The 19,949-nt window shown below is 36.2% G+C and carries 23 protein-coding genes; 13 read left to right on the top strand and 10 right to left on the bottom strand.

The features are described 5' to 3' along the window. Positions 1-73: 73 nt before the first annotated feature. From ASU31_RS13965 to murA, 5 genes are all read left to right on the top strand, one after another. Positions 74-676: a DUF4254 domain-containing protein gene (locus tag ASU31_RS13965; protein WP_057932910.1), complete on the top strand. Its 603-nt coding sequence runs from the start codon at positions 74-76 to the stop codon at positions 674-676. A gap of 74 nt (positions 677-750) precedes the next feature. Beyond that, the gene (locus ASU31_RS13960) at positions 751-1,782 is read left to right on the top strand and encodes a glycosyltransferase family 9 protein (RefSeq protein ID WP_057932909.1); all 1,032 of its coding nucleotides are present in this window, start codon (positions 751-753) and stop codon (positions 1,780-1,782) included. After that, positions 1,775-2,272: a SixA phosphatase family protein gene (locus tag ASU31_RS13955; RefSeq protein WP_057932908.1), complete on the top strand. Its 498-nt coding sequence runs from the start codon at positions 1,775-1,777 to the stop codon at positions 2,270-2,272. The genes ASU31_RS13960 and ASU31_RS13955 overlap by 8 nt, the downstream gene beginning before the upstream one ends. Positions 2,273-2,694: 422 nt before the next feature. Beyond that, entirely contained in the window at positions 2,695-3,384 is a 690-nt protein-coding gene (locus ASU31_RS13950; protein WP_057932907.1) for a DUF4290 domain-containing protein, read from the top strand. Positions 3,385-3,463: 79 nt separating this feature from the next. Continuing rightward, positions 3,464-4,789: a UDP-N-acetylglucosamine 1-carboxyvinyltransferase gene (gene murA / locus ASU31_RS13945; protein WP_057932906.1), complete on the top strand. Its 1,326-nt coding sequence runs from the start codon at positions 3,464-3,466 to the stop codon at positions 4,787-4,789. A gap of 246 nt (positions 4,790-5,035) precedes the next feature. Here murA and ASU31_RS13940 read toward each other — a convergent pair whose 3' ends face one another. The 7 genes from ASU31_RS13940 to ASU31_RS13910 all read right to left on the bottom strand — a co-directional run bounded on the left by ASU31_RS13940 (position 5,036) and on the right by ASU31_RS13910 (position 11,549). After that, a complete protein-coding gene (locus ASU31_RS13940) occupies positions 5,036-6,397 on the bottom strand; it encodes a pyridoxal-phosphate dependent enzyme (protein ID WP_029277167.1) in 1,362 nt (453 codons plus the stop codon). A 214-nt stretch (positions 6,398-6,611) separates the two neighbouring features. Then, positions 6,612-7,706 carry a DNA-processing protein DprA gene (gene dprA, locus ASU31_RS13935; RefSeq protein ID WP_057932905.1) on the bottom strand — a complete coding sequence of 365 codons (1,095 nt, stop codon included), beginning with the start codon at positions 7,704-7,706 and terminating at the stop codon, positions 6,612-6,614. Between the two features lie 51 nt (positions 7,707-7,757). Next, entirely contained in the window at positions 7,758-8,024 is a 267-nt protein-coding gene (locus ASU31_RS13930; RefSeq protein WP_057932904.1) for a hypothetical protein, read from the bottom strand. 146 nt (positions 8,025-8,170) lie between these two features. Beyond that, positions 8,171-9,712, bottom strand: coding sequence for a S41 family peptidase (locus ASU31_RS13925; RefSeq protein WP_057932903.1), 1,542 nt, complete (start codon positions 9,710-9,712; stop codon positions 8,171-8,173). Positions 9,713-9,714: 2 nt separating this feature from the next. After that, entirely contained in the window at positions 9,715-10,323 is a 609-nt protein-coding gene (locus ASU31_RS13920; protein ID WP_057932902.1) for an HAD family hydrolase, read from the bottom strand. Between the two features lies 1 nt (position 10,324). Next, on the bottom strand, positions 10,325-10,804 hold the full coding sequence (locus ASU31_RS13915) for an ATP-grasp domain-containing protein (RefSeq protein ID WP_057932901.1): 480 nt from the start codon (positions 10,802-10,804) through the stop codon (positions 10,325-10,327). A 94-nt stretch (positions 10,805-10,898) separates the two neighbouring features. Further along, entirely contained in the window at positions 10,899-11,549 is a 651-nt protein-coding gene (locus tag ASU31_RS13910) for an ABC transporter ATP-binding protein (protein ID WP_057932900.1), read from the bottom strand. Positions 11,550-11,894: 345 nt separating this feature from the next. Between ASU31_RS13910 and ASU31_RS13905 the strand changes: the two genes are divergently transcribed. From ASU31_RS13905 to sucC, 8 genes are all read left to right on the top strand, one after another. Continuing rightward, positions 11,895-12,530 carry a hypothetical protein gene (locus ASU31_RS13905; RefSeq protein WP_057932899.1) on the top strand — a complete coding sequence of 212 codons (636 nt, stop codon included), beginning with the start codon at positions 11,895-11,897 and terminating at the stop codon, positions 12,528-12,530. 2 nt (positions 12,531-12,532) lie between these two features. Continuing rightward, positions 12,533-12,829 (top strand): winged helix-turn-helix domain-containing protein, encoded by a 297-nt coding sequence (locus tag ASU31_RS13900; RefSeq protein WP_057932898.1) that lies wholly within the window; start codon positions 12,533-12,535, stop codon positions 12,827-12,829. 49 nt (positions 12,830-12,878) lie between these two features. Beyond that, positions 12,879-13,190 (top strand): hypothetical protein, encoded by a 312-nt coding sequence (locus ASU31_RS13895; RefSeq protein WP_057932897.1) that lies wholly within the window; start codon positions 12,879-12,881, stop codon positions 13,188-13,190. Positions 13,191-13,202: 12 nt separating this feature from the next. After that, complete coding sequence (locus ASU31_RS13890; protein ID WP_057932896.1) at positions 13,203-14,762, top strand: DUF4153 domain-containing protein; 1,560 nt, start codon at positions 13,203-13,205, stop codon at positions 14,760-14,762. A 4-nt stretch (positions 14,763-14,766) separates the two neighbouring features. Next, positions 14,767-15,360 carry a hypothetical protein gene (locus ASU31_RS13885; RefSeq protein ID WP_157258014.1) on the top strand — a complete coding sequence of 198 codons (594 nt, stop codon included), beginning with the start codon at positions 14,767-14,769 and terminating at the stop codon, positions 15,358-15,360. Positions 15,361-15,490: 130 nt separating this feature from the next. After that, positions 15,491-15,799, top strand: a complete 309-nt coding sequence (locus ASU31_RS13880) for a hypothetical protein (protein ID WP_057933021.1) — start codon at positions 15,491-15,493, stop codon at positions 15,797-15,799. Positions 15,800-15,909: 110 nt separating this feature from the next. Then, positions 15,910-16,605: a hypothetical protein gene (locus ASU31_RS13875; RefSeq protein WP_057932894.1), complete on the top strand. Its 696-nt coding sequence runs from the start codon at positions 15,910-15,912 to the stop codon at positions 16,603-16,605. A gap of 163 nt (positions 16,606-16,768) precedes the next feature. Beyond that, on the top strand, positions 16,769-17,968 hold the full coding sequence (gene sucC / locus ASU31_RS13870) for an ADP-forming succinate--CoA ligase subunit beta (RefSeq protein WP_025142947.1): 1,200 nt from the start codon (positions 16,769-16,771) through the stop codon (positions 17,966-17,968). 376 nt (positions 17,969-18,344) lie between these two features. Here the strand turns inward: sucC and ASU31_RS13865 are convergent, their stop codons facing one another. From ASU31_RS13865 to ASU31_RS13855, 3 genes are read right to left on the bottom strand one after another with little or no spacing between them, the layout of a single operon-like run. Further along, entirely contained in the window at positions 18,345-18,551 is a 207-nt protein-coding gene (locus tag ASU31_RS13865) for a helix-turn-helix domain-containing protein (protein WP_029277191.1), read from the bottom strand. 4 nt (positions 18,552-18,555) lie between these two features. Then, positions 18,556-19,374 carry a DUF2975 domain-containing protein gene (locus tag ASU31_RS13860; RefSeq protein ID WP_057932893.1) on the bottom strand — a complete coding sequence of 273 codons (819 nt, stop codon included), beginning with the start codon at positions 19,372-19,374 and terminating at the stop codon, positions 18,556-18,558. 2 nt (positions 19,375-19,376) lie between these two features. Continuing rightward, a complete protein-coding gene (locus ASU31_RS13855) occupies positions 19,377-19,934 on the bottom strand; it encodes a DUF2975 domain-containing protein (RefSeq protein ID WP_057932892.1) in 558 nt (185 codons plus the stop codon). Positions 19,935-19,949 lie beyond the last annotated feature (15 nt).

The raw sequence follows: 19,949 nt of genomic DNA, 5'->3' as shown, positions 1-19,949 counted from the left end.
AAATCGGTGGAATCTCTAAATCTGTGTAATCAACCCGTCAGGAAAAAATCAATCTATTTAATATCTTTGCCCCATGATAAGTGAAATTGCCAACCGCATATTTAATCAAGTAATTACAGACTACCATAAGTTTGATGATATTGACCATCCGGTTGAAAACCCATATGATGCCGAAAGTTTAGAGCATCTTTTTTACGTTAAAAACTGGATTGATACGGCACAATGGCATATGGAAGATGTGGTGCGTAACCCTCAGATTGATCCTGTTGAAGGTTTGAGCTGGAAAAGACGTATTGATGCACAAAACCAGGTACGTACCGATATGGTTGAGTTTATTGATGGTTATTTCTTAAATCTTTATCAGGGAATTTCGGCTTTGCCTGATGCTAAAATCAATACAGAAAGCCCTGCATGGGCGATAGACAGGCTTTCCATCCTGGCACTAAAAATTTACCACATGCAGGAAGAGGCTGAACGCGAAAGTGCCTCCGTTGAACACCGAGCACAATGCCAGACGAAATTAAATGTACTGTTATCGCAACGCGAAGATCTTTCAACCAGTATTGATGAATTATTGGCAGATATTGAGGCAGGCAAAAAATACATGAAAGTATATAAACAAATGAAAATGTACAACGACCCTAGTTTAAATCCGGTGTTGTATAATAAAGCATAAATTAATCAACCACCAAGACACGAAGAACACAAAGAATAACCTTGGTAATTTTGTGCCTTTGTGGTAAACAATATATGGCCGCAACCCAAAAAATTATCGTTTTACGCTTTTCGGCAATGGGCGATGTGGCCATGGCAGCCTCTGTTTTACGCGAATTTTCAGAGCAAAACCCCAATACAGCGCTCATCATGGTGAGCAGACCTGCCTTTAAGCCATTTTTTGATGGCATTCCAAACCTGATTTTCCATCCTATTCAGCCTAAAACCGTTCATAAAGGAATTGATGGTTTATACAAACTCTATCAGGAACTTCGCAGTTATAAACCAAATGCAATAGCCGACCTGCACGATAATTTGAGGAGCAGGGCAATTTCTACTTTTTTTCGTTTAACCGGAACAAAAATTAAACGGATAGATAAAGGAAGGGCAGAAAAAAAAGCATTAACACGTACTACGAATAAAGTTTTTAAGCCCCTCCGTCAAACGGTAGAGCGTTATGCTGATGTTTTCCGCGAATTGGGATTTAGTGTTAAGTTAAATCATAAACTAGCTAAATCTCCGCAGGAAATTCCAGCCAATGCGCAAGATTTATTTGTTAATAAGGCAACAAAAAAAATAGGCATCTCCCCTTTTGCGCAACATGTTTATAAAGTATATGCTTTAGAAAAAATGGAAGCTGTAATTGCCACATTAAGCGGATTAGGTTATGAACTTTTCATATTTGGTGGTGGTAAAACAGAACAAGCAGTAGGCGAAAAATGGGCGAAAACGTATAAAAACGCCCATAATTTAATCGGTAATTTTAACTTAACGGAAGAACTTGCCATTATTTCAAACTTGGATTTAATGTTAAGTATGGATTCATCCGGCATGCACATGGCATCACTTGTTGGTATACCCGTTGTGTCTATTTGGGGACCAACACATCCATATGCCGGCTTTTTGGGTTACGGACAACAGGAAAGCGATTGCATCCAGATTGATCACCCTAACAGGCCAAATTCTATTTATGGAAACAAACCCTGCCTTTGCGGTGTTGAAAACTGTATAGACTTAATTAAGCCTGAAACAATTGTAGATAAAATTAAAGAGAAATTAAATGGCTAAGCAATTACTTTTGGTTCGTCACGGTAAATCGGACTGGGGAAATTTAGATTTAAAAGATTTCGACCGACCGCTAAATAAACGTGGCAAAGAAAATGCACCGGAAATGGCAGAAAGATTGATTAATAAAGGCTTCAAATTAGATCTGATTGTAAGTAGTCCGGCGAAAAGAGCCAAATCTACAGCTAAATACTTCGCAGAAGCCTACAATATAGACCATATCCAATTTGAAGAATCTATTTACGAGGCCAATACCAGAGCCCTGCTTAAAGTGCTTAACGGATTAAATAATGGCGCAGACCATGTAGTAATGTTTGGTCATAACCCAGGTTTTACAGATTTTGCGAACGAATTATGCGATGCCGATATTTACAACATTCCTACTGCAGGCATGGTATTAATTTCTTTTCCTTTTGATTCGTGGCAAATGGTAAGCAAAGGAACAGGAGAACTGGTGTTTTTTGATTACCCGAAGAATAGTGACGAAGTTTAAGGCTTTTTACCATTAAGAGATTAAGAACATTAAGGCTTAAATTCATTACAGTTTGGCTTCAGCCAACTGCATAAATACTTAAAACAGCTTTAGCTAATTGGCGATGGAAGGCTTCTCCCGACAAGCACAATCCACAGTTAAATAAACCCGGTAGCAGCGGCAGCCCCCGATCCTTTATCGGGGCTATAGCGAATAACGGGACTGAAGAAGCCAAGAACTACTGAACGAACATTTTCAATAAAAATCACCCACTTAATTATCACAATTTAGATAAGCATATCACAAATCGAATAATTTTATTAACTTTGACTATATAAAACGAAAATCTGGCAATAGACATTTCGGTGAATTCATAACCTAAACTCTTCTGGTTATTTCATAATTCGTATCGCCAGAAAATTTATCCATTAATTTATCTGAACATGAGTTTTGACTATAATACTACGCGTAGCCATTTGATTTTATCGGAATATGGCCGTAACGTACAAAATATGGTGAAGTATATCTGCGAATTACCCACCATTGAAGAACGTAATAAATATGCCCAGGCGGTTATCGACCTGATGGGTTTTTTGCAACCACATTTACGTGATGTTGCCGATTTTAAGCATAAACTTTGGGATCACCTGCACATTATTTCTGGCTACCAGATTGATGTAGATAGCCCCTACCCTAAGCCATTAATCGAAAATGCTTACATTAAACCAGCGCCCCTGGCCTACCCTCAACAAAGAATTACCTATAAACACTATGGTAAAACCGTTGAGAATCTGATCGAAAAAGCCATGCGCGAAGAAAATGCCGAAATTAAAAAGGCAATGGTTCAAAGCATCGCAAATTTTATGAAAATGGCTTACGTTACCTGGAATAAAGATAATGTAAGTGATGATACCATTATTAAGGACTTAAAGTACCTTTCTGGCGGATTGTTATCACTTGATGAAGGTGTTAACCTGGCCAAAGTAGAATTTAGAGCGCAAAACCCTCGCCAAAGTAATAACAACAACAATAACCGGGGCAGGAGCAACAATAATAACAACAACGGAAAAAACCGTCAAAATAACAACAACAATAACCGTCAACGCAACAACAACAATAAACCTAAATATTAAAGGTGAAGGGTAAAAGGCATAAGGTGGAAGGTTAAAGGCCGACACTATTACTTGATACCTGATACTAAATACAAAAAATATGAACGCATTTGAAATAACAGGCGGAATTAAATTAAAAGGCGAAATTACCCCTCAGGGAGCCAAGAATGAGGCTTTACAGATTTTATCGGCTGTATTGCTTACCGAAAAGAAAGTAACCATCAGTAATATTCCCGATATTAAGGATGTTAACAAGCTGATTGAGTTACTTGGCGATTTAGGTGTTACCGTTGAGCGCATCAATAAAGACACCTATACCTTTGAAGCTAAAAATATTGATTTGAATTTCTTTGAATCTGATACTTTTAAAGCTAAAGGTGGTGGTTTACGTGGTTCGATTATGATTGTTGGGCCGTTGTTGGCACGTTTTGGTAAAGCAGCAATCCCGAAACCGGGTGGTGATAAAATTGGTCGTAGAAGACTGGACACACACTTTATAGGTTTCGAAAAATTAGGCGCAAAATTCGTTTACGACAGCAAAAAAGCTTTCTTTAATGTAGATGCAACCAATTTAAAGGGTGCATATATTTTATTAGACGAAGCATCGGTAACCGGAACCGCAAACATAGTAATGGCGGCTGTTTTAGCAAAAGGCACTACTACGATTTACAATGCGGCCTGCGAACCCTATTTACAGCAACTTTGCAAAATGCTTAACCGCATGGGGGCAAAAATATCGGGCATTGGTTCTAACCTGTTAACTATTGAAGGCGTTAGCGTTTTAGGTGGAACTGAGCACAGAATGCTGCCGGATATGATCGAGATTGGCTCTTTTATCGGTATGGCTGCAATGACAGAGTCGGAAATTACCATTAAAAATGTTTGTTACGATGAACTGGGTGTAATACCAGAGGTTTTCAGAAAACTGGGCATTAAATTAGAGCGCCGTGGCGATGACATTTATGTTCCTTCTCAAAAACATTACGAAATCGATACTTTTATCGATGGTTCAATTTTAACCATTGCCGATTCTCCCTGGCCAGGTTTTACGCCTGATTTGCTGAGTATTGTTCTGGTTGTGGCTACACAGGCAAAAGGAAACGTTTTAATCCACCAAAAAATGTTCGAAAGCCGTTTATTCTTCGTGGATAAACTGATCGATATGGGGGCTCAAATCATTTTATGCGACCCACACCGCGCAACCGTTAATGGTATAGATAAAAAATATAAACTTCGTGGAATCAGCATGACTTCTCCTGACATTAGGGCTGGAGTTTCATTATTAATTGCAGCTTTATCTGCAGAAGGTAAATCGACCATTTATAACATCGAACAGATTGAACGTGGCTATCAGGATATCGACACCCGTTTACGTGCCTTAGGCGCGCAGATTAAGCGTGTAAATGCCGATGCGCCGAGCCACTAAGGTAGAAGGTTTAGAGGTGAAGGGTTTAAGGTAAAACCCAAAGCGAAAATAGCATAAAGAAAAACGTCCGGGCAATAATTACCCGGACGTTTTTTATTTTGGTCACTTTTTAAGGGGAATTGTCATGCTATAAAGATCCTGAAACAAGTTCAGGAGGACGATCGCAGGAATTAAACCATCATTAGTCTTTCATTACCCCGATATTCCAGATGCCTCGGTTTGTGTCCTCACAAACCGAAATGAATTTTACCCCGATATCGCATTAATAATATCGTATTGTGTGATAATTTCGATCTTTCCAGATTCATCTTCTACCAATACAGCCGAGTTTTCTTTATTGATCAATGAAGAAATTTTATCAATTGAGGTGTTCAAATCAACAAAAGGGAAAGTAGCCGTCATAATTTCTGAAATCGGTGCCGATTTTAAGCCTGGATTTTCAAGTAATGCACTTAAAATATCACTTTCGGCAATTTTACCTACAATCATTCCTTGTTGCGTTACCGGAATTTGAGAGATATTCATCGATTTAATGGTATTGATGGCCTCAAGTACCGATTTTTGTGCATCAAGTGTTACAATCTCTGTGCTTTCTTTTTTGGCTAGGATAGATTTAGCGGTTAATTTTTCATCCTGTAAAAATCCGCGTTCGCGTAACCAATCTTCATTATACATTTTACCCATGTATCGGCTGCCGTGATCGTGAAAAATAACGACAACAACATCTTCTGGCTTAAGTTTATCTTTTAGCTGAATTAATCCGCCAATGGCAGCACCTGCAGAGTTACCTACAAAAATACCCTCTTTGCGGGCAATATCGCGTGTCATCAAAGCAGCGTCTTTATCTGTAACCTTTTCGAATAGGTCGATTACATCAAAATTTACGTTTGCCGGAAGGAAATCTTCGCCAATTCCTTCTGTGATGTAAGGATAAATTTCATCCTTATCAAATATGCCTGTTTCTTTATATTTCTTGAAAACCGAGCCATATGTATCGATTCCCCAGACTTTAATATTTGGATTCTTCTCTTTTAAATATTTCCCGGTTCCGGAAATGGTTCCACCAGTACCCACACCAACTACCAAATGGGTAATTTTTCCTTCTGTCTGCTCCCATATCTCAGGACCAGTTTGCTCATAATGAGCCTGTGAGTTGGCTAAGTTATCATACTGATTAGGTTTCCATGAATTTGGAACCTCGCGTTCTAAACGCGAAGAAACAGAATAATAAGAACGGGGATCTTCAGGCTCAACATTTGTAGGACAAACGATTACTTCTGCACCAAAGGCACGTAAAGCATCAACTTTTTCTTTCGATTGTTTATCTGTAGTGGTAAAAATACATTTATAACCTTTAATAATGGCCGCCATAGCCAGGCCCATACCTGTATTTCCGGATGTTCCTTCTATAATTGTTCCACCAGGTTTTAATTTACCGCTTTTCTCGGCATCTTCAATCATTTTAACCGCCATGCGGTCTTTAATTGAATTGCCTGGATTAGTAGTCTCTATTTTCGCCAGAATTGTTCCCGGAACTCCTTTTGTTATCGTATTTAATTTTACCAATGGCGTGTTACCAATGGTTTCTAAAATATTATTGTACCACATGTTGCAAAATTAAGCAATGGCATTAAGTATTTTATAAACTATATTTTATTTGAAACATAATTTCGAAAATCATAAATTAAAAGAATTTAATTCCATAATCTATAATTATGATAGGCATTATAGATTGATTATTGGGCAGAATGCAATTTCGAAAGTAGATTCGTCATTTCGACTGTAGTGAAACGGAATGGAGAAATCTAATATCTAGTCCTCGTTACCCCAACTTGTAAATTTTTCCCGGTAGCGAAACAATAATCCCCTGCATCTCTAATGTAAGGATTACGATTGCCAGTTTACTTTGCTGAATATTCAGCTGAATGCAAAGCTCATCTATAGAAAGTTGGCCGCTTTGTAATGCATCAACAACCCGCTGTTCGTTAGGGGTTAGGCTAAGGTGTAACGTAGTTTGCGCTTCCTTTTTCTTTTCTCCCACTTCATCATCCCAACCCAGGTAATAAATCAGATCATGAGCATTATTTATTAACCCCGCTCTATTGGTTTTAATCAGGAAATTACATCCTTCCGAAAAAACATCATTTGTTCTACCTGGAAAAGCATACACATCTTTATTGTAAGAATTTGCGATTTCTGCGGTAATTAATGCACCTCCCTTTTTTGATGCTTCAACTACAATGGTAGCATCTGCAATCCCTGCAATAATTCGGTTTCTTTGTGGAAAATTAGTCCGATCCGGATTGGTAAGGATTGGAAATTCGGTGAGCAGGCTTCCATTCAAAACCATTTTTTGAGCAATTGTTTTATGAATTTTTGGATACATTCGATCTAAGCCATGACCAAGCACACCAACGGTAGGAATATTATTTACCAAGCATTCTTTATGGGCTGTTATATCAATTCCATAAGCCAATCCACTCACGATCAAAACATTGTACGGCACTAAAACTTCGCACAATTCCTTACAGAGATTTTTCCCGTAGCTTGTTGCATTGCGGGTTCCAACGATGCTGATGATACGCTGATGGTTAAAATCAACTGTACCTTTGGCATAAAGCAGTATTGGCGAATCGATACAATTCTTTAACCTTTTGGGATATTTTTCATCAGAGAAAAACAATACTTCTATTCCATGTTTTTCAATAAAATCTAATTCTTGCCTGGCCCTTACCAAAGCATCGGTACTACGAATAGCTTCAATTGTTTTCTCTCCAATACCCGGAATCTGCAAAAGCTGCTTTTTGCTCGCAGAAAATACATTTTCGGCGCTTCCACAATAGGCAAGAAGATTTTTGGCCGTTACCGGACCGATGGATTTAATAAAAGTTAAGGCAATTTTATGGAGCATGCTCATGATCTGTTAAGGTTAAATAAATGCGGGATGATTTATTTCCTTAAAGCAAGCTTAAAAATCAATATCGATTAAACTTTTTAACGGAATATGAATATTATTCTTTAGCTGTATGTATTTTTCTGTAACAGCCCAAACTGTAGTATCTACACGTTTTGGACCAATAGTAGTATTAAAAGTAATGACGGCTTTTGCTTTAAACTCATTACCCAGCCGTTGTGCTTCATCAAGTTTTGTTTTTAATTCAGTAGTGTGATCTTCTTTTGCATTGATGATGTTTAAATAACTGATATGTTCCTTTTCTACAATTTCTATTGGCATGGTATCTCTTTAACGATTAATGTTAAACAAGCTTATCAATTTTTTATAAAAAAAACAACAATATTTACTCAAACAATGTAATAATCACATAAAAAGGGCCAGATTTGAAATACAAAACCGGCCTTTTTAGTACGATTTATTGCTAATTACTTAAATTTCAGCTTTCTAGTTTCAACCATGCCCTTAAATTCATGATCCATCTTGCCTGAAAGATCTTCAACCTGCGTTTTAGATAGCGGTGAGGTGCTACTAATGGCATTATCCTTAAGTAAAGATGAAAAACTACCGTTAGCAGAATAGTATAAAGCCTGAGCCAGCATTTTTTCTGAGGTATCTCCAAAATCTTTGGTTACATCATCAGCAATGTCTTTATCAACGGCTATTCCATCAAAATAACCACCTTGATTCAATTGGTTTTTAGTTTCAAACTGTGGAATATATAAATCATTTTTATCTATACGGATAGAGAAAAAGCCAACAGGTTTTCCGTAAGTTTTCTTGCCTACCAATTTAACATCTATTACGGGTTTCAAATTATTAATTAAAAGTTCACTGGCAGATGCGGTACCTTTGGTAACAATAAAATAAACCCTTGTTAAGCCATTAAGCGAACCACGTTTAGCAAAAACCTCCTGGTTATTTGCAGCTATGGTTGGGACAAATGGATAATCGAAATACGAATATAAACGGGTAACGTTATCACTGCCTGTAGCATAAAACTTCTGATTTTGTAGAATAGTTGCTTTATTGTCTTGCATAGTTTGGGTCCAGTAAGTGGTATACATTACTTTACCGTTTTGGGCAGAAGGCGCAATTAGGTTGGTAAAGGCTTCTGATGTTTGTACCGATCCGCCACCATTATACCTTAAATCTACAATTAGCTCGGTAATACCGTCTGTAGTAAATTGAGTAAAAGCCTTATCTAACAAAGGCGTAGAATTTGTGGTAAATGTGTTAAAAACAATATACCCTACCTTTTTAGCGCCAACGGTATATGTTTTACTAAATAAAATCGGATTAACATTATACTCTGCCCTAGTTACGGTAACATCCTGAGTCGTGTTATCAGGTTTTAAAACTGTTAATGCAACTGTTGTGCTAGAGCCAAAAATGGCATTTACCACATAATTAATACTGGCATCACTCGTATTAATATCTGAACTGCCGTTAATTTTTGTAATCTGATACCCTCTTTTTAGTCCCTGACCGGCCGCAGGTGATGCAGCATAAACATATTTAATCCTCAAATCGTTATCTCCTGCAAAAAACACCGAAAATCCAAAATCACCATTCACGCCACCCAACTGACCAGCAACAGAACCATCATCTATAAAAGAATATTTAGGAGACGTTGACCGTTCTACATATTCATATGGTTTGTTTGTTTGCGGATTAATTGCAATCTGAGTCATTGCATACAGCAATTTCTCATTGGATGAAAAGGCTCTTGGATTGAAACTATCGTAACTTGGCAAGCTTTTATTCCAATAATAAGTTTGTTTGGCGTACAGAAAGATAGAGTCTTTAGTGAGTAGTGCCCGATCGCTGGTTGGTGTTTGCAACAGATTCGATTCACCACCGGCATCAGCATCAGGATTATTATTCGATTTTTTACACGATACTGTAAATCCAACCACAATAAGCAAAGCACACAAAAATGTATTTTGCGAAATAAATTTTCTAAGCATATTTATCTGTAAATTTCTAGTGACACAATATACGGCAAATTAATTAATTTAGATTGTTGCTCATCAAATTTATTTGCACCAACAACTAACGCTTGGTTAGGCGATAAATTGTTGCTGTTTAGTATGTTCTGAAAAATTTCTGCTTTAGTTAAGCCTAGCTCCTCAACAAAATATACGGTAAGGTATTGCTCTAGCCCATTCCACTCTGTTTGCTTAACTTTATTAAGTTGTTGCTCAGGGTTGCTGGCAGTTACAATAAATATTTGTTTGCGGTCTACCACAAGTTCTTGCATAAACTCAAGCATATTTTTATAAAGCAAGAGTTTTAAAGGTAAACGGGCATTCTGATGCAGAAGATCAAAATTATGTTTGTACTTCATATCAATGGCAAACTGATCTGCTGTTTTCTCAAAAAGTTTTTCAGTACCATTGCTTTCGTATGCTGCACGCATAAATTCAATAATAGGCTGCGCACTTTTCTGCTCGGTATATTCTATAAACTGTGCAAACAGATAATAAACCTGTAACAAATAATCTTTCTCTGGAAATAGCACATCATCCAGTTCAAAAATTACGATCTGTTTGTCCTTAACGTATTGATATGCATCCATATTAAATTGTAAAAAGTTTTAAATCATCAGCATCGTTATAACCAAATACTCCGTTTAATTTAGGAGATAAATTTGCAGGTATAGAACCCTCTTCAGTTGAAAAAATCCGATCACCGTGAACAAACACCACAAAATTTTGATATGTAACCTTTTCTTCAGTTAAATAGTCAGCAATTACATCAGCATTGGGCAATAGTACCTGAATTCCATATTCACTAAAAAGTACAGCAGATTTAGCCAGTGGCTCAAGCTCATAATGGTGCAAAGGGATAATACAATCTATGGCCTCGGTAATGCAAAAATTTAATAGGATATGAGCGATACTGTCTTTATTTAATACACCTAACGATGAAAAGGCATAATTTTCAGTTATAATCCCCGGTACATCACCATAATCGGCAAGTAAAACAAAATGACTGGGAAATGCTTTCATCAGCTTCAAAGCCTTAGCATTGTTCCCTCCTGTTATCAGTATTTTCAAAGTGTAATGATTGAATGAATAAATTAGTGATTGATAAAATGAGTGATTGATAAAATGAGTGAATGATCGAATCTAGTTAGAGCAGATCATGATCTTATACAATTAAGCCATCCTTCATACTTACCACACGGTCGCTGGTTTTTGCAAGGTGTTCGTTGTGCGTAACAATTACAAAGGTTTGATGGAAATTATCGCGCAAACTTACAAACAACTGGTGTAATCCGGCTGCATTTTCAGAGTCTAAATTCCCTGATGGTTCATCAGCCAATATAATTGAAGGATTATTGATCAGCGCTCTTGCAATGGCTACACGCTGCTGCTCACCACCAGAGAGCTGATTGGGCTTATGCTGGGCTCTGTCTTTTAGTCCGAACAGATCTAATAGTTCTAATGCCCTGCTTTCGGCCTGTTTTTTATTGGTTTTGGCAATAAATGCCGGAATGCAAATATTTTCAATGGCACTAAATTCTGGCAGTAAATGATGAAACTGAAATACAAAACCGATGTTCTGATTGCGGAAAGTACTCAACAAATCGCCATTCAATCTATTAACAACAGTGCCTTTTAGTTCCACAGAGCCGACATCAGGTCTATCCAATGTTCCTAAAATATGCAATAAAGTACTTTTACCTGCACCAGATGGCCCAATAATACTTACAATCTCCCCTTTTTGCACTTCAAAATTTACGCCTTTTAAAATTTGTAGATTTCCGTACGATTTTCTTATTCCAGTGGCTTTTAGCATGCTTCAAATTTAATAAAATGGTTGGTTAGTTCAATAGTTCATCATCAATGGTTTATTGGTTAATAGTCTAATCGTTCATTAGCCAATGGTATACCAGGTTTTAGTCATTGATTACTCCAAATTAATTAGCATCCTAATTTGAGTAGTTCTTTAGCAATATTTCAACAGGCGATAATCCATTGGAAATTCATTATTGGTAATTCATTAAATGTATTTTTTAAACACCCAGGCTATGAACCATCTAACCATGAGCTATCTGTCCATTAGTATCAACCAATTAAAAACAAAAAAAGATTTGCATATATCAATTTTCTATTTAACTTTGAAAAACAAAGCACTTTTAAAATGAGCACTCAAGAAGAACAATTAAATGCCTTAAAAGATATCAGACAAATGATGGACAGGTCATCGAGATTTATTTCTTTGAGCGGTTTATCTGGTGTTTTTGCAGGCGTTATCGCTTTAATTGGGGCTTATTTTGCAAACGATGAAATTAACAAATTCATCGGCAAACGTGGCTACGGTTACGGTGTTGACGGAGAAATGGACCTGGAGTTTAACCTTATAAAACTTGGTATTTTTGTTTTGGTGATTGCTTTAGCTGGCGGCGTTTTATTTACCTATAGAAAAAGTCAGAAAAACAATCTTCCAATTTGGGATAAAACCTCGAAAGCACTTTTAATTAATTTATTTGTTCCATTGGTTGCTGGAGGTTTGTTTATTATCGCTTTATTGATTAACCATCCGAACACTTATGCTATTGTTGCGCCAAGCTGTTTAATTTTTTATGGTTTGGCACTTATTAATGCCAGTAAATATACTTACAGTGACATTCGCTACCTGGGGCTTTGTGAGGTAATACTTGGATTAATCTGCATGTTTTACGTAGGTTATGGCTTAATTTTCTGGGCTTTTGGCTTTGGTGTATTGCACATTGTTTATGGTCTTTTAATGTATTTTAAATATGAGAGAGGTCAGTAAGGATGAAAAACCCGATAGCAGATTTAAATAAAATATTCGATAGCCGGATCAGGTTGGGCGTAATGTCTATCCTGGTGGTAAACGATGAAATTGGCTTTAACGACCTGAAACAAATGCTCGAATTAACAGATGGAAACCTGGCCTCACACCTGAATACTTTAGAGCAGGCAGAATTTATCAAGGTACATAAAGGTTTTATCGGCAGAAAAACCAGTACCACCTACTCTATCACGGCTTTGGGCAAACAGGCCTTTAAAGCACATTTAGATGCACTTGAAAAAATGATCAAAAAACTATAATCTATTTTTTTTTAACCATATACTTTGAAATTCAAAGCACTTTTAAAACATGCAAACGGAAGAAATATTAGCACCTCAAATGAATTATCTAGGCAAAAGGCTGGCTTACTATTCTGCACTTATCGGCACGTTAATGCTAATAACAAACTTAATATCAGACTCTTTTTTTCTCATGATCATAGGAGCTGTTTTTACGCTTGGTGCAGCAATTGTAAATCTCTTTGTGTTAGCTATAATTCTAATTGAGCTCATTTGTGATCAAACTTCCTGGAGAAACACTGTTGCAACCATCATCTGCATGCTATTAAATATTCCTTTAGTCATTATCTACCTACTCATTATAAGTTACTTCAATTCTTAAACCTTAAACAAAATGAAAAATAAATCCAACCTCTTATCACTCTCCGTTTTGCTGGGTGGCCTCTTGTTCACTTTTCTCTTCTGGCAGGAAAGATTAGCACTCAATTTGCTTATTTATAGTATTTATTTACTGGCTATTACTTTTATTAACCCCGATGTAGTTAAAAGCAATAAACTAAAAATTTATGGTTTAGCACATCTTTTGGCAGCGGTACTGGTAGTGGTTAATAACTCCGATTTATCTGTTGCCACCTATTACATCAGTTTACTATTATTTATCGGTTTTAGCCATAACCAACAGATCAGAACAATTTTCACCGCTTTTCTTGCCAGTATTTTACAAATGATTACGGTACCTTTTAATGCAATACGGCATCTAAGTAAAATAAGCATAGGCAATTTTAATCTTAAACCTGTTTTTAAGTTAATCAAGTACATTTTTATACCTGTTATTGCCGTAATCTTTTTTGCATGTTTGTATTCTGCAGCAAATAATGTTTTTGCACACTATGCCGAAAGCGTATTAACGAACATCGGACAGTTTTTCGAAAATATCCTTCATTTCTTTTTCAAAGATTTAAGCATCGGACGTATCATGCATTTCTGCTTCGGATTAGCTTTAACAGGAGGTTTATTACTTGCATTTTTTGATAAAAGTTTAGAAAAAGCAGAACTGACATGCAAGGAACAATTAGTAAGGATCAGGAGGAAATTAGGTCAAAAAACGATCTGGTACAATATTGTAGAAACATTTAGCGGCAACCTATTAACACGAAAAATGGCTTTAAAAACCGAATATATTGTCGGCATAATTTCATTTGTTGCCCTTAACCTTCTATTGCTGTTATTAAATGCCATCGATATTACCACACTTTGGTTCGGTTATAAACCTTCGGGAAATTTCTCAGGAGAGCTACACCAGGGCACGAATACACTAATCTTTAGTATCGTAATGGCCATGGCTGTAATCCTTTACTTTTTTAGGGGAAATCTAAATTTTTATCGCAAAAGCAAAACGTTAAGGGTGCTTGCTTTTACCTGGATGATTCAAAATTTTATCCTGATTATATCGGTATTTATCCGCGATGGTTATTATATCGAATTCCATGGTTTAACGCATAAAAGAATCGGTGTATTGGTATTTGCCATTCTCTGTATCATTGGTTTGGCCACTGTTTATTTAAAGGTAGCCAAACAGAAAACTATATTTTATCTATTTAAAGTAAACGGGAACATCTGGTTTGCGTTATTACTTGCTTTTAGTACCATTAACTGGGATGTTTTAATCGTAAAATACAACCTCAACCATGTTGACGCCGTTGCTATAGACCCTTATTATTTAACCTCTTTATCAGAAAAGACGCTCCCATTTTTAGATAAAAACCGTTCAAAAATACATCCTTCAACCAATAACGATTCTGAAGTTGCCAAAGTAGATCGGCCAGAAGAAACACTGATGAGAAAATTGGACCAAAGAATCGGTTATTTCAAAGAACGTTACAAGAAGTCGGACTGGTTATCGTGGAATTTACAGGATTGGAATACGGCGGAATATTTTGGGTTAAATAAATAAAATCATGTTAAAGAATCTGCTAGCGCTACTAATAATTTTTCTATCCATTTTGCAGGGGCCATTTATATATTATTACGGAGGGGGTTTTATGTCCTTTGTATTTATACTACCATACCTTTTTATTGGACTTATTCTGTCATCATATTTACTATACAGTATTATAGCTAAAAAAGGTATAACCACAAAATTCCATATAACAGCATTAATTTTCGGCGTTTGCCTAGGTACTATTTCACTTTTTAGTGAAGACTATTTTGAAAAAATTGATTGGCATTTCAGAAAAGGACAAAGAGAAGAAATCATATCACGGATTAAAAGTGGCAGCATAATATACGATGCTAACAAATCAGTTCATCATCTGGACGAATTTAAGTACGCACTAATATCAAATGGAGGAAATGACATTTCAATATCCACAAATGAAAAAAATCAGGTAATGGTAGAGTTTTTCATTAACCGTGGCTTTTTAAGTCATTATTCAGCATTTGTATATACAGATGATCCGAATGAAATTAAGCGCTTAGAAAAAGAAATTCAATCTTCTTATAAGGAAAATAATTTTAAAATCACAAAAAACTGGTACCGCTTAAATTACTAACAGACAATTACAATTAACCTCTCGCCTTTGCTAAACTTTTGTTGGGTTTAGTTTCCCGGTGCAATTTCGCACCGGGGAAAGCAAAGGTTTAATTTTTAACTATTTAAATTGTATATTAAAATATAAAATCATGAAAAATCAAGAAACATTAAATTCAGGCAAACCAAGAATCATCATTATCTTAAGCGTAATAGCATCGATATTAGCCATTCCTTTAATAGCCATGCAATTTACAAATGAGGTACAGTGGGACTTAAGGGATTTTGCGGTGATGGGTACATTATTGCTAAGTACAGGTTTAGGAATAGAACTTGTGCTAAGAAATTTAAAAGCCGGTATTTTAAGAACGGTAATACTTGTGGTTATTTTACTGGCATTATTCCTTATCTGGGCAGAATTAGCTGTTGGTATATTCGGAACACCATTTGCAGGAAGTTAGCACATTTTAAAACAAATGTATAATGCCGTTTCCGAATACAACCTAATACGGCAATCTTAGACCGATAAAAATTTATTGGCTATATTCCCCCTAAATCAAAATTAACAACAATGAAAAAAACAATCTCAATAACATTATTAAGTTTTACCATACTGGCATCATCCTGCACTGAGGAAAGTAAAACCATTTCTACGGGTGAAACAAGTAACATTCAAACGAAAAGTCAGCCTAAAATACAATACGATTCTCCAATTATCATTAGTAAAACAGATATTCTGCTATATCCATTAAGATTAAATGATGGCGATTATGAAAGTTATAAAAGAGACGTGAATTCCAATCATTGGAACCTCATCTTTCACAATGTTATTTCAGGTAAAAGCGAATTATTGACTAAAGAAAAAGTTATTATCAACTCCTTCAATATTGGTCATTCAGACCATAGTCCAAATAATCAAAATACTTTATCCGATCAGTTTATCTACTATAATATCACCGATTCGGACTATGATGGCAATAAAAAACTAACAGACAAAGATCCTGGTAAACTTTACCTCTCTAACCTCGAGGGAAAATCATTTATCCGGATATCTCCAAACAACTACGATATAAGTAGCTGGAAAATAGACGACAAACATGATTTAATATTAATGGATCTGATAAAGGATACTAATGGAGATAAAGTATTTGATGATAAGGATGAAGTTGAATATTTTACATACAACTTAAAAACAGGGTCTTTAAAAGCTGTTTTCGATAAGAACTTTAAAGATGAAATTAAAAATTTAGCAAAAAAAGTATTGTAGAATAGCTTCATCTGCTTCTTTATTGAGGTTGAGCCCCAATAATCGGCTTATGTACCACATCGCTTTTCCCGATTAACATAAAACGTTCATTTTCTGAAAAAATCGGCGATTGCTATTTGTTTAAAGGGTTTGAAATTGTAGCTTTGGGCAAATTTTGTAGCAAATGAATATTCACGAATACCAGGGTAAACAAATATTAAAAAGTTTCGGTGTTAACGTTCAAGAAGGAATAGTTGCCGATACTCCTGAGCAAGCTGTTGAGGCTGCTAAGCAACTGAAAATAGATTACAATTCTGACTGGGTTGTGATTAAAGCGCAAATCCACGCTGGTGGTCGCGGTAAAGGTGGTGGTGTTAAATTAGCCAAAAACCTTGAAGAAGTTAAACAACGTGCAACCGATATTATTGGTATGCAATTGGTTACTCCTCAAACCGGCCCTGAAGGTAAATTAGTGAGTAAAATTTTAGTTGCTCAGGATGTGTATTATCCAGGAGCTTCTGAAACCAAAGAATTCTACATTTCGGTATTGTTAGACCGTGCAAAAGGCCGTAACATCATCATGTACAGTACCGAAGGCGGTATGGATATCGAAGAAGTTGCAGAGCATACTCCACACTTAATTTTCAAAGAAGAAATCGATCCTAAAGTTGGCTTACAAGGCTTCCAGGCACGTAAAGTAGCTTTTAACTTAGGCGTTAGTGGTGCTGCACACAAAGAAATGGTTAAATTTGTAACCGCTTTATACAAAGCCTACGAAGCAACTGATTCTTCAATGTTCGAAATCAATCCGGTATTAAAAACTTCTGATGATAAAGTAATTGCAGTTGACGCTAAAGTGAATCTGGATGAAAACGCTTTGTTCCGTCATCCTGATTATGCAGCAATGCGCGATGTTACAGAAGAAGATCCTATGGAAGTTGAAGCAAGTGCTTCTAACCTAAACTTCGTTAACCTTGATGGTAACGTAGGTTGTATGGTTAACGGTGCTGGTTTAGCTATGGCTACCATGGATATTATTAAATTGGCCGGTGGTGAGCCTGCTAACTTCTTAGACGTTGGCGGAACTGCCAATGCACAAACGGTTAAAGCGGCTTTCAACATCATTTTGAAAGACCCTAACGTTAAAGCAATTTTGATCAACATTTTTGGTGGTATTGTTCGTTGCGACCGTGTTGCGCAAGGTGTAATCGATGCTTATAAAGAAATCGGTAACATTCCAGTGCCAATTATCTGCCGTTTACAAGGCACAAATGCCGAAGAAGCTAAAAAATTAATTGATGAGTCTGGCCTTCAGGTTTACTCAGCAATCGCTTTAAAAGAAGCAGCTGATTTAGTAACTAAAGTATTGGCTGAACAAGCGTAATAAGCTTAAAGTAAAAAGACTAAAGCATTTAATCATATTGTACAAACCTTTCAGTGAAAACTGGAAGGTTTTTTTATTCCCCTCTTTTAGAGTGGTGTCCTACCTTAAGAGCCTAATAAATGGACGCTTCAAAAAAACATCATAGTAGCCAAAAATTATTTTGAAAATCAGGGGTCCCATTCTTTTCGGCCCCGAAAGCCCTGCTATCACTGCAATCTTTTTGCGATTGTCAGTCTGAGCGGAGTCGAAGATCCTGCAGCAAAAAATATTTTTGTTCTATCAGGTTTATTTAACACGGGCCTGTCGTACTTCGGAAAAAAAAACCAACGTTAAACTTCCGAAGTTTTGCTCCACGCTGCCCTGTCAGAATCGGAAGTTAATCTACGCGGAATTCCAAAATATCTCCGGGCTGGCAATCTAAAGCCTTACAAATCGCCTCTAACGTTTCCAAGCGAACAGCCTTTGCTTTACCTGTTTTAAGTATCGATAAATTAGACATCGTAATCCCTACCCGCTCACTTAATTCAGTTAACGACATTTTACGCCTGGCCAACATTACATCTAAATTTACAATTATGGGCATGGGCTTATATCGTTAAATCGTTTTCTTGTTTAATTAACACCGCATCCTTAATAACTTTGGACAGGATGATAATGATGATGCCTATTCCGACGTTTTGAAAGTTTACAGGTCCCCCAAAATTAAAGTGAAGGTCAGCTCCACCTTGATTCGAAAACCCGCTGATTAATTCCTTTGTTTCTAAGCGAACGGCAGATATAATATTCACGTTTATGAATATGCATATCAATTCAAAAAACTCTACAGAAATCAGTAATATGCCAATTAAAGAAATTAATTTAAAACTTCTCTTACAGAGAAAATCTCCTGTGAGATAAATATTAACTAATTTGATCAAAAGAATCAATAAAAGTATTATAGCATACATACGAATTTGAGCGTAAAAGAACCAAAATGCATTGTAAATATTGTTTTTAGAATGAAATTTTAAAAATACCGGACCATTCATTCTTAAACCATTATCAACAGTAATTTCATTTTCTTTACCGAGGACTACTAAAGTATTTATAACCTTCCTGATCACAGGAGAATTATTTAGTACTTCTCTATCTGATTTATAATAATAAGGATGAACCCTCTTCGACCGCGTTTCAAAACTTCCATTTTTGTACCATATGGAAGTATCGGGAATGGAAATGCTTAAAGACAATGGTAAATAAGTACCTGGCCCACCCATATCGCCCATTGCCCCACCACCCGGTATTGACATATAACGTTTCGTATTAAAAAGATATGAACCCAGATCCATTACACAAGTAAAAGAAACAAAACAGATAAGAAGCATTAAAAATGCCCTTATCACTCTTGCAAGTATTTTATATTTCATAATTATATCGTTAAATCGTTTTCTTGTTGAATTTCTATTCCTCTGTTTACAACCTGTACAATTATAAAAAGTACAACAGCCATAAAGAACCATACATCAGCTCCATCCATATTTAACGATCGGAGATTAGCATCCATAACCCCTTGCTCTGTAAGCCAAACCGTATAATTATAGCCTAAATGGGCAAAAAAACCTATCCCAAGCGCTAAAAAAACCTGTATCAGAATAAAATGCTTCAATTCTAAACTGAAAGGCTTAGAAATACTGAGTTTTTTATCGATAAACAATTTCACAATTAGATAGAACATGATTGTTTTTAGCACAGCAACAATAATCATAACGAGTGTAATGACCAGGAAATACCCCTGATCAAATTTGTAAACACTTGACAAATAATCTGCTCCATCCCAAAAATTCTTCACACCCTGTGGGTTTATAAACGTTGTAATAATTGTATTAACAATTACCCCACCGGCTTCGACACATAAGCCCATAAAAATTATCCAGGAAAGTATCTGTAATACTTTCAAAATCTGATTGGTTGTTATTTTAATTTCCATAATTACATACTAGTT

This window comes from Pedobacter ginsenosidimutans (assembly GCF_001442625.1).
GTDB classification, from domain to species: Bacteria; Bacteroidota; Bacteroidia; order Sphingobacteriales; family Sphingobacteriaceae; genus Pedobacter; species Pedobacter ginsenosidimutans.
This window is presented reverse-complemented; position numbering and strand designations above follow the sequence as displayed.

Excerpts from the sequence above, each read along its gene's own strand:
- ASU31_RS13965 (WP_057932910.1), top strand. The coding sequence starts at position 74 with ATGATAAGTGAAATTGCCAACCGCATATTTAATCAAGTAATTACAGAC.
- ASU31_RS13960 (WP_057932909.1), top strand. The coding sequence starts at position 751 with ATGGCCGCAACCCAAAAAATTATCGTTTTACGCTTTTCGGCAATGGGC.
- ASU31_RS13955 (WP_057932908.1), top strand. The coding sequence starts at position 1,775 with ATGGCTAAGCAATTACTTTTGGTTCGTCACGGTAAATCGGACTGGGGA.
- ASU31_RS13950 (WP_057932907.1), top strand. The coding sequence starts at position 2,695 with ATGAGTTTTGACTATAATACTACGCGTAGCCATTTGATTTTATCGGAA.
- murA (WP_057932906.1), top strand. The coding sequence starts at position 3,464 with ATGAACGCATTTGAAATAACAGGCGGAATTAAATTAAAAGGCGAAATT.
- ASU31_RS13940 (WP_029277167.1), bottom strand. The coding sequence starts at position 6,397 with ATGTGGTACAATAATATTTTAGAAACCATTGGTAACACGCCATTGGTA.
- dprA (WP_057932905.1), bottom strand. The coding sequence starts at position 7,706 with ATGAGCATGCTCCATAAAATTGCCTTAACTTTTATTAAATCCATCGGT.
- ASU31_RS13930 (WP_057932904.1), bottom strand. The coding sequence starts at position 8,024 with ATGCCAATAGAAATTGTAGAAAAGGAACATATCAGTTATTTAAACATC.
- ASU31_RS13925 (WP_057932903.1), bottom strand. The coding sequence starts at position 9,712 with ATGCTTAGAAAATTTATTTCGCAAAATACATTTTTGTGTGCTTTGCTT.
- ASU31_RS13920 (WP_057932902.1), bottom strand. The coding sequence starts at position 10,323 with ATGGATGCATATCAATACGTTAAGGACAAACAGATCGTAATTTTTGAA.
- ASU31_RS13910 (WP_057932900.1), bottom strand. The coding sequence starts at position 11,549 with ATGCTAAAAGCCACTGGAATAAGAAAATCGTACGGAAATCTACAAATT.
- ASU31_RS13905 (WP_057932899.1), top strand. The coding sequence starts at position 11,895 with ATGAGCACTCAAGAAGAACAATTAAATGCCTTAAAAGATATCAGACAA.
- ASU31_RS13900 (WP_057932898.1), top strand. The coding sequence starts at position 12,533 with ATGAAAAACCCGATAGCAGATTTAAATAAAATATTCGATAGCCGGATC.
- ASU31_RS13895 (WP_057932897.1), top strand. The coding sequence starts at position 12,879 with ATGCAAACGGAAGAAATATTAGCACCTCAAATGAATTATCTAGGCAAA.
- ASU31_RS13890 (WP_057932896.1), top strand. The coding sequence starts at position 13,203 with ATGAAAAATAAATCCAACCTCTTATCACTCTCCGTTTTGCTGGGTGGC.
- ASU31_RS13885 (WP_157258014.1), top strand. The coding sequence starts at position 14,767 with ATGTTAAAGAATCTGCTAGCGCTACTAATAATTTTTCTATCCATTTTG.
- ASU31_RS13880 (WP_057933021.1), top strand. The coding sequence starts at position 15,491 with ATGAAAAATCAAGAAACATTAAATTCAGGCAAACCAAGAATCATCATT.
- ASU31_RS13875 (WP_057932894.1), top strand. The coding sequence starts at position 15,910 with ATGAAAAAAACAATCTCAATAACATTATTAAGTTTTACCATACTGGCA.
- sucC (WP_025142947.1), top strand. The coding sequence starts at position 16,769 with ATGAATATTCACGAATACCAGGGTAAACAAATATTAAAAAGTTTCGGT.
- ASU31_RS13865 (WP_029277191.1), bottom strand. The coding sequence starts at position 18,551 with ATGCCCATAATTGTAAATTTAGATGTAATGTTGGCCAGGCGTAAAATG.
- ASU31_RS13860 (WP_057932893.1), bottom strand. The coding sequence starts at position 19,374 with ATGAAATATAAAATACTTGCAAGAGTGATAAGGGCATTTTTAATGCTT.
- ASU31_RS13855 (WP_057932892.1), bottom strand. The coding sequence starts at position 19,934 with ATGGAAATTAAAATAACAACCAATCAGATTTTGAAAGTATTACAGATA.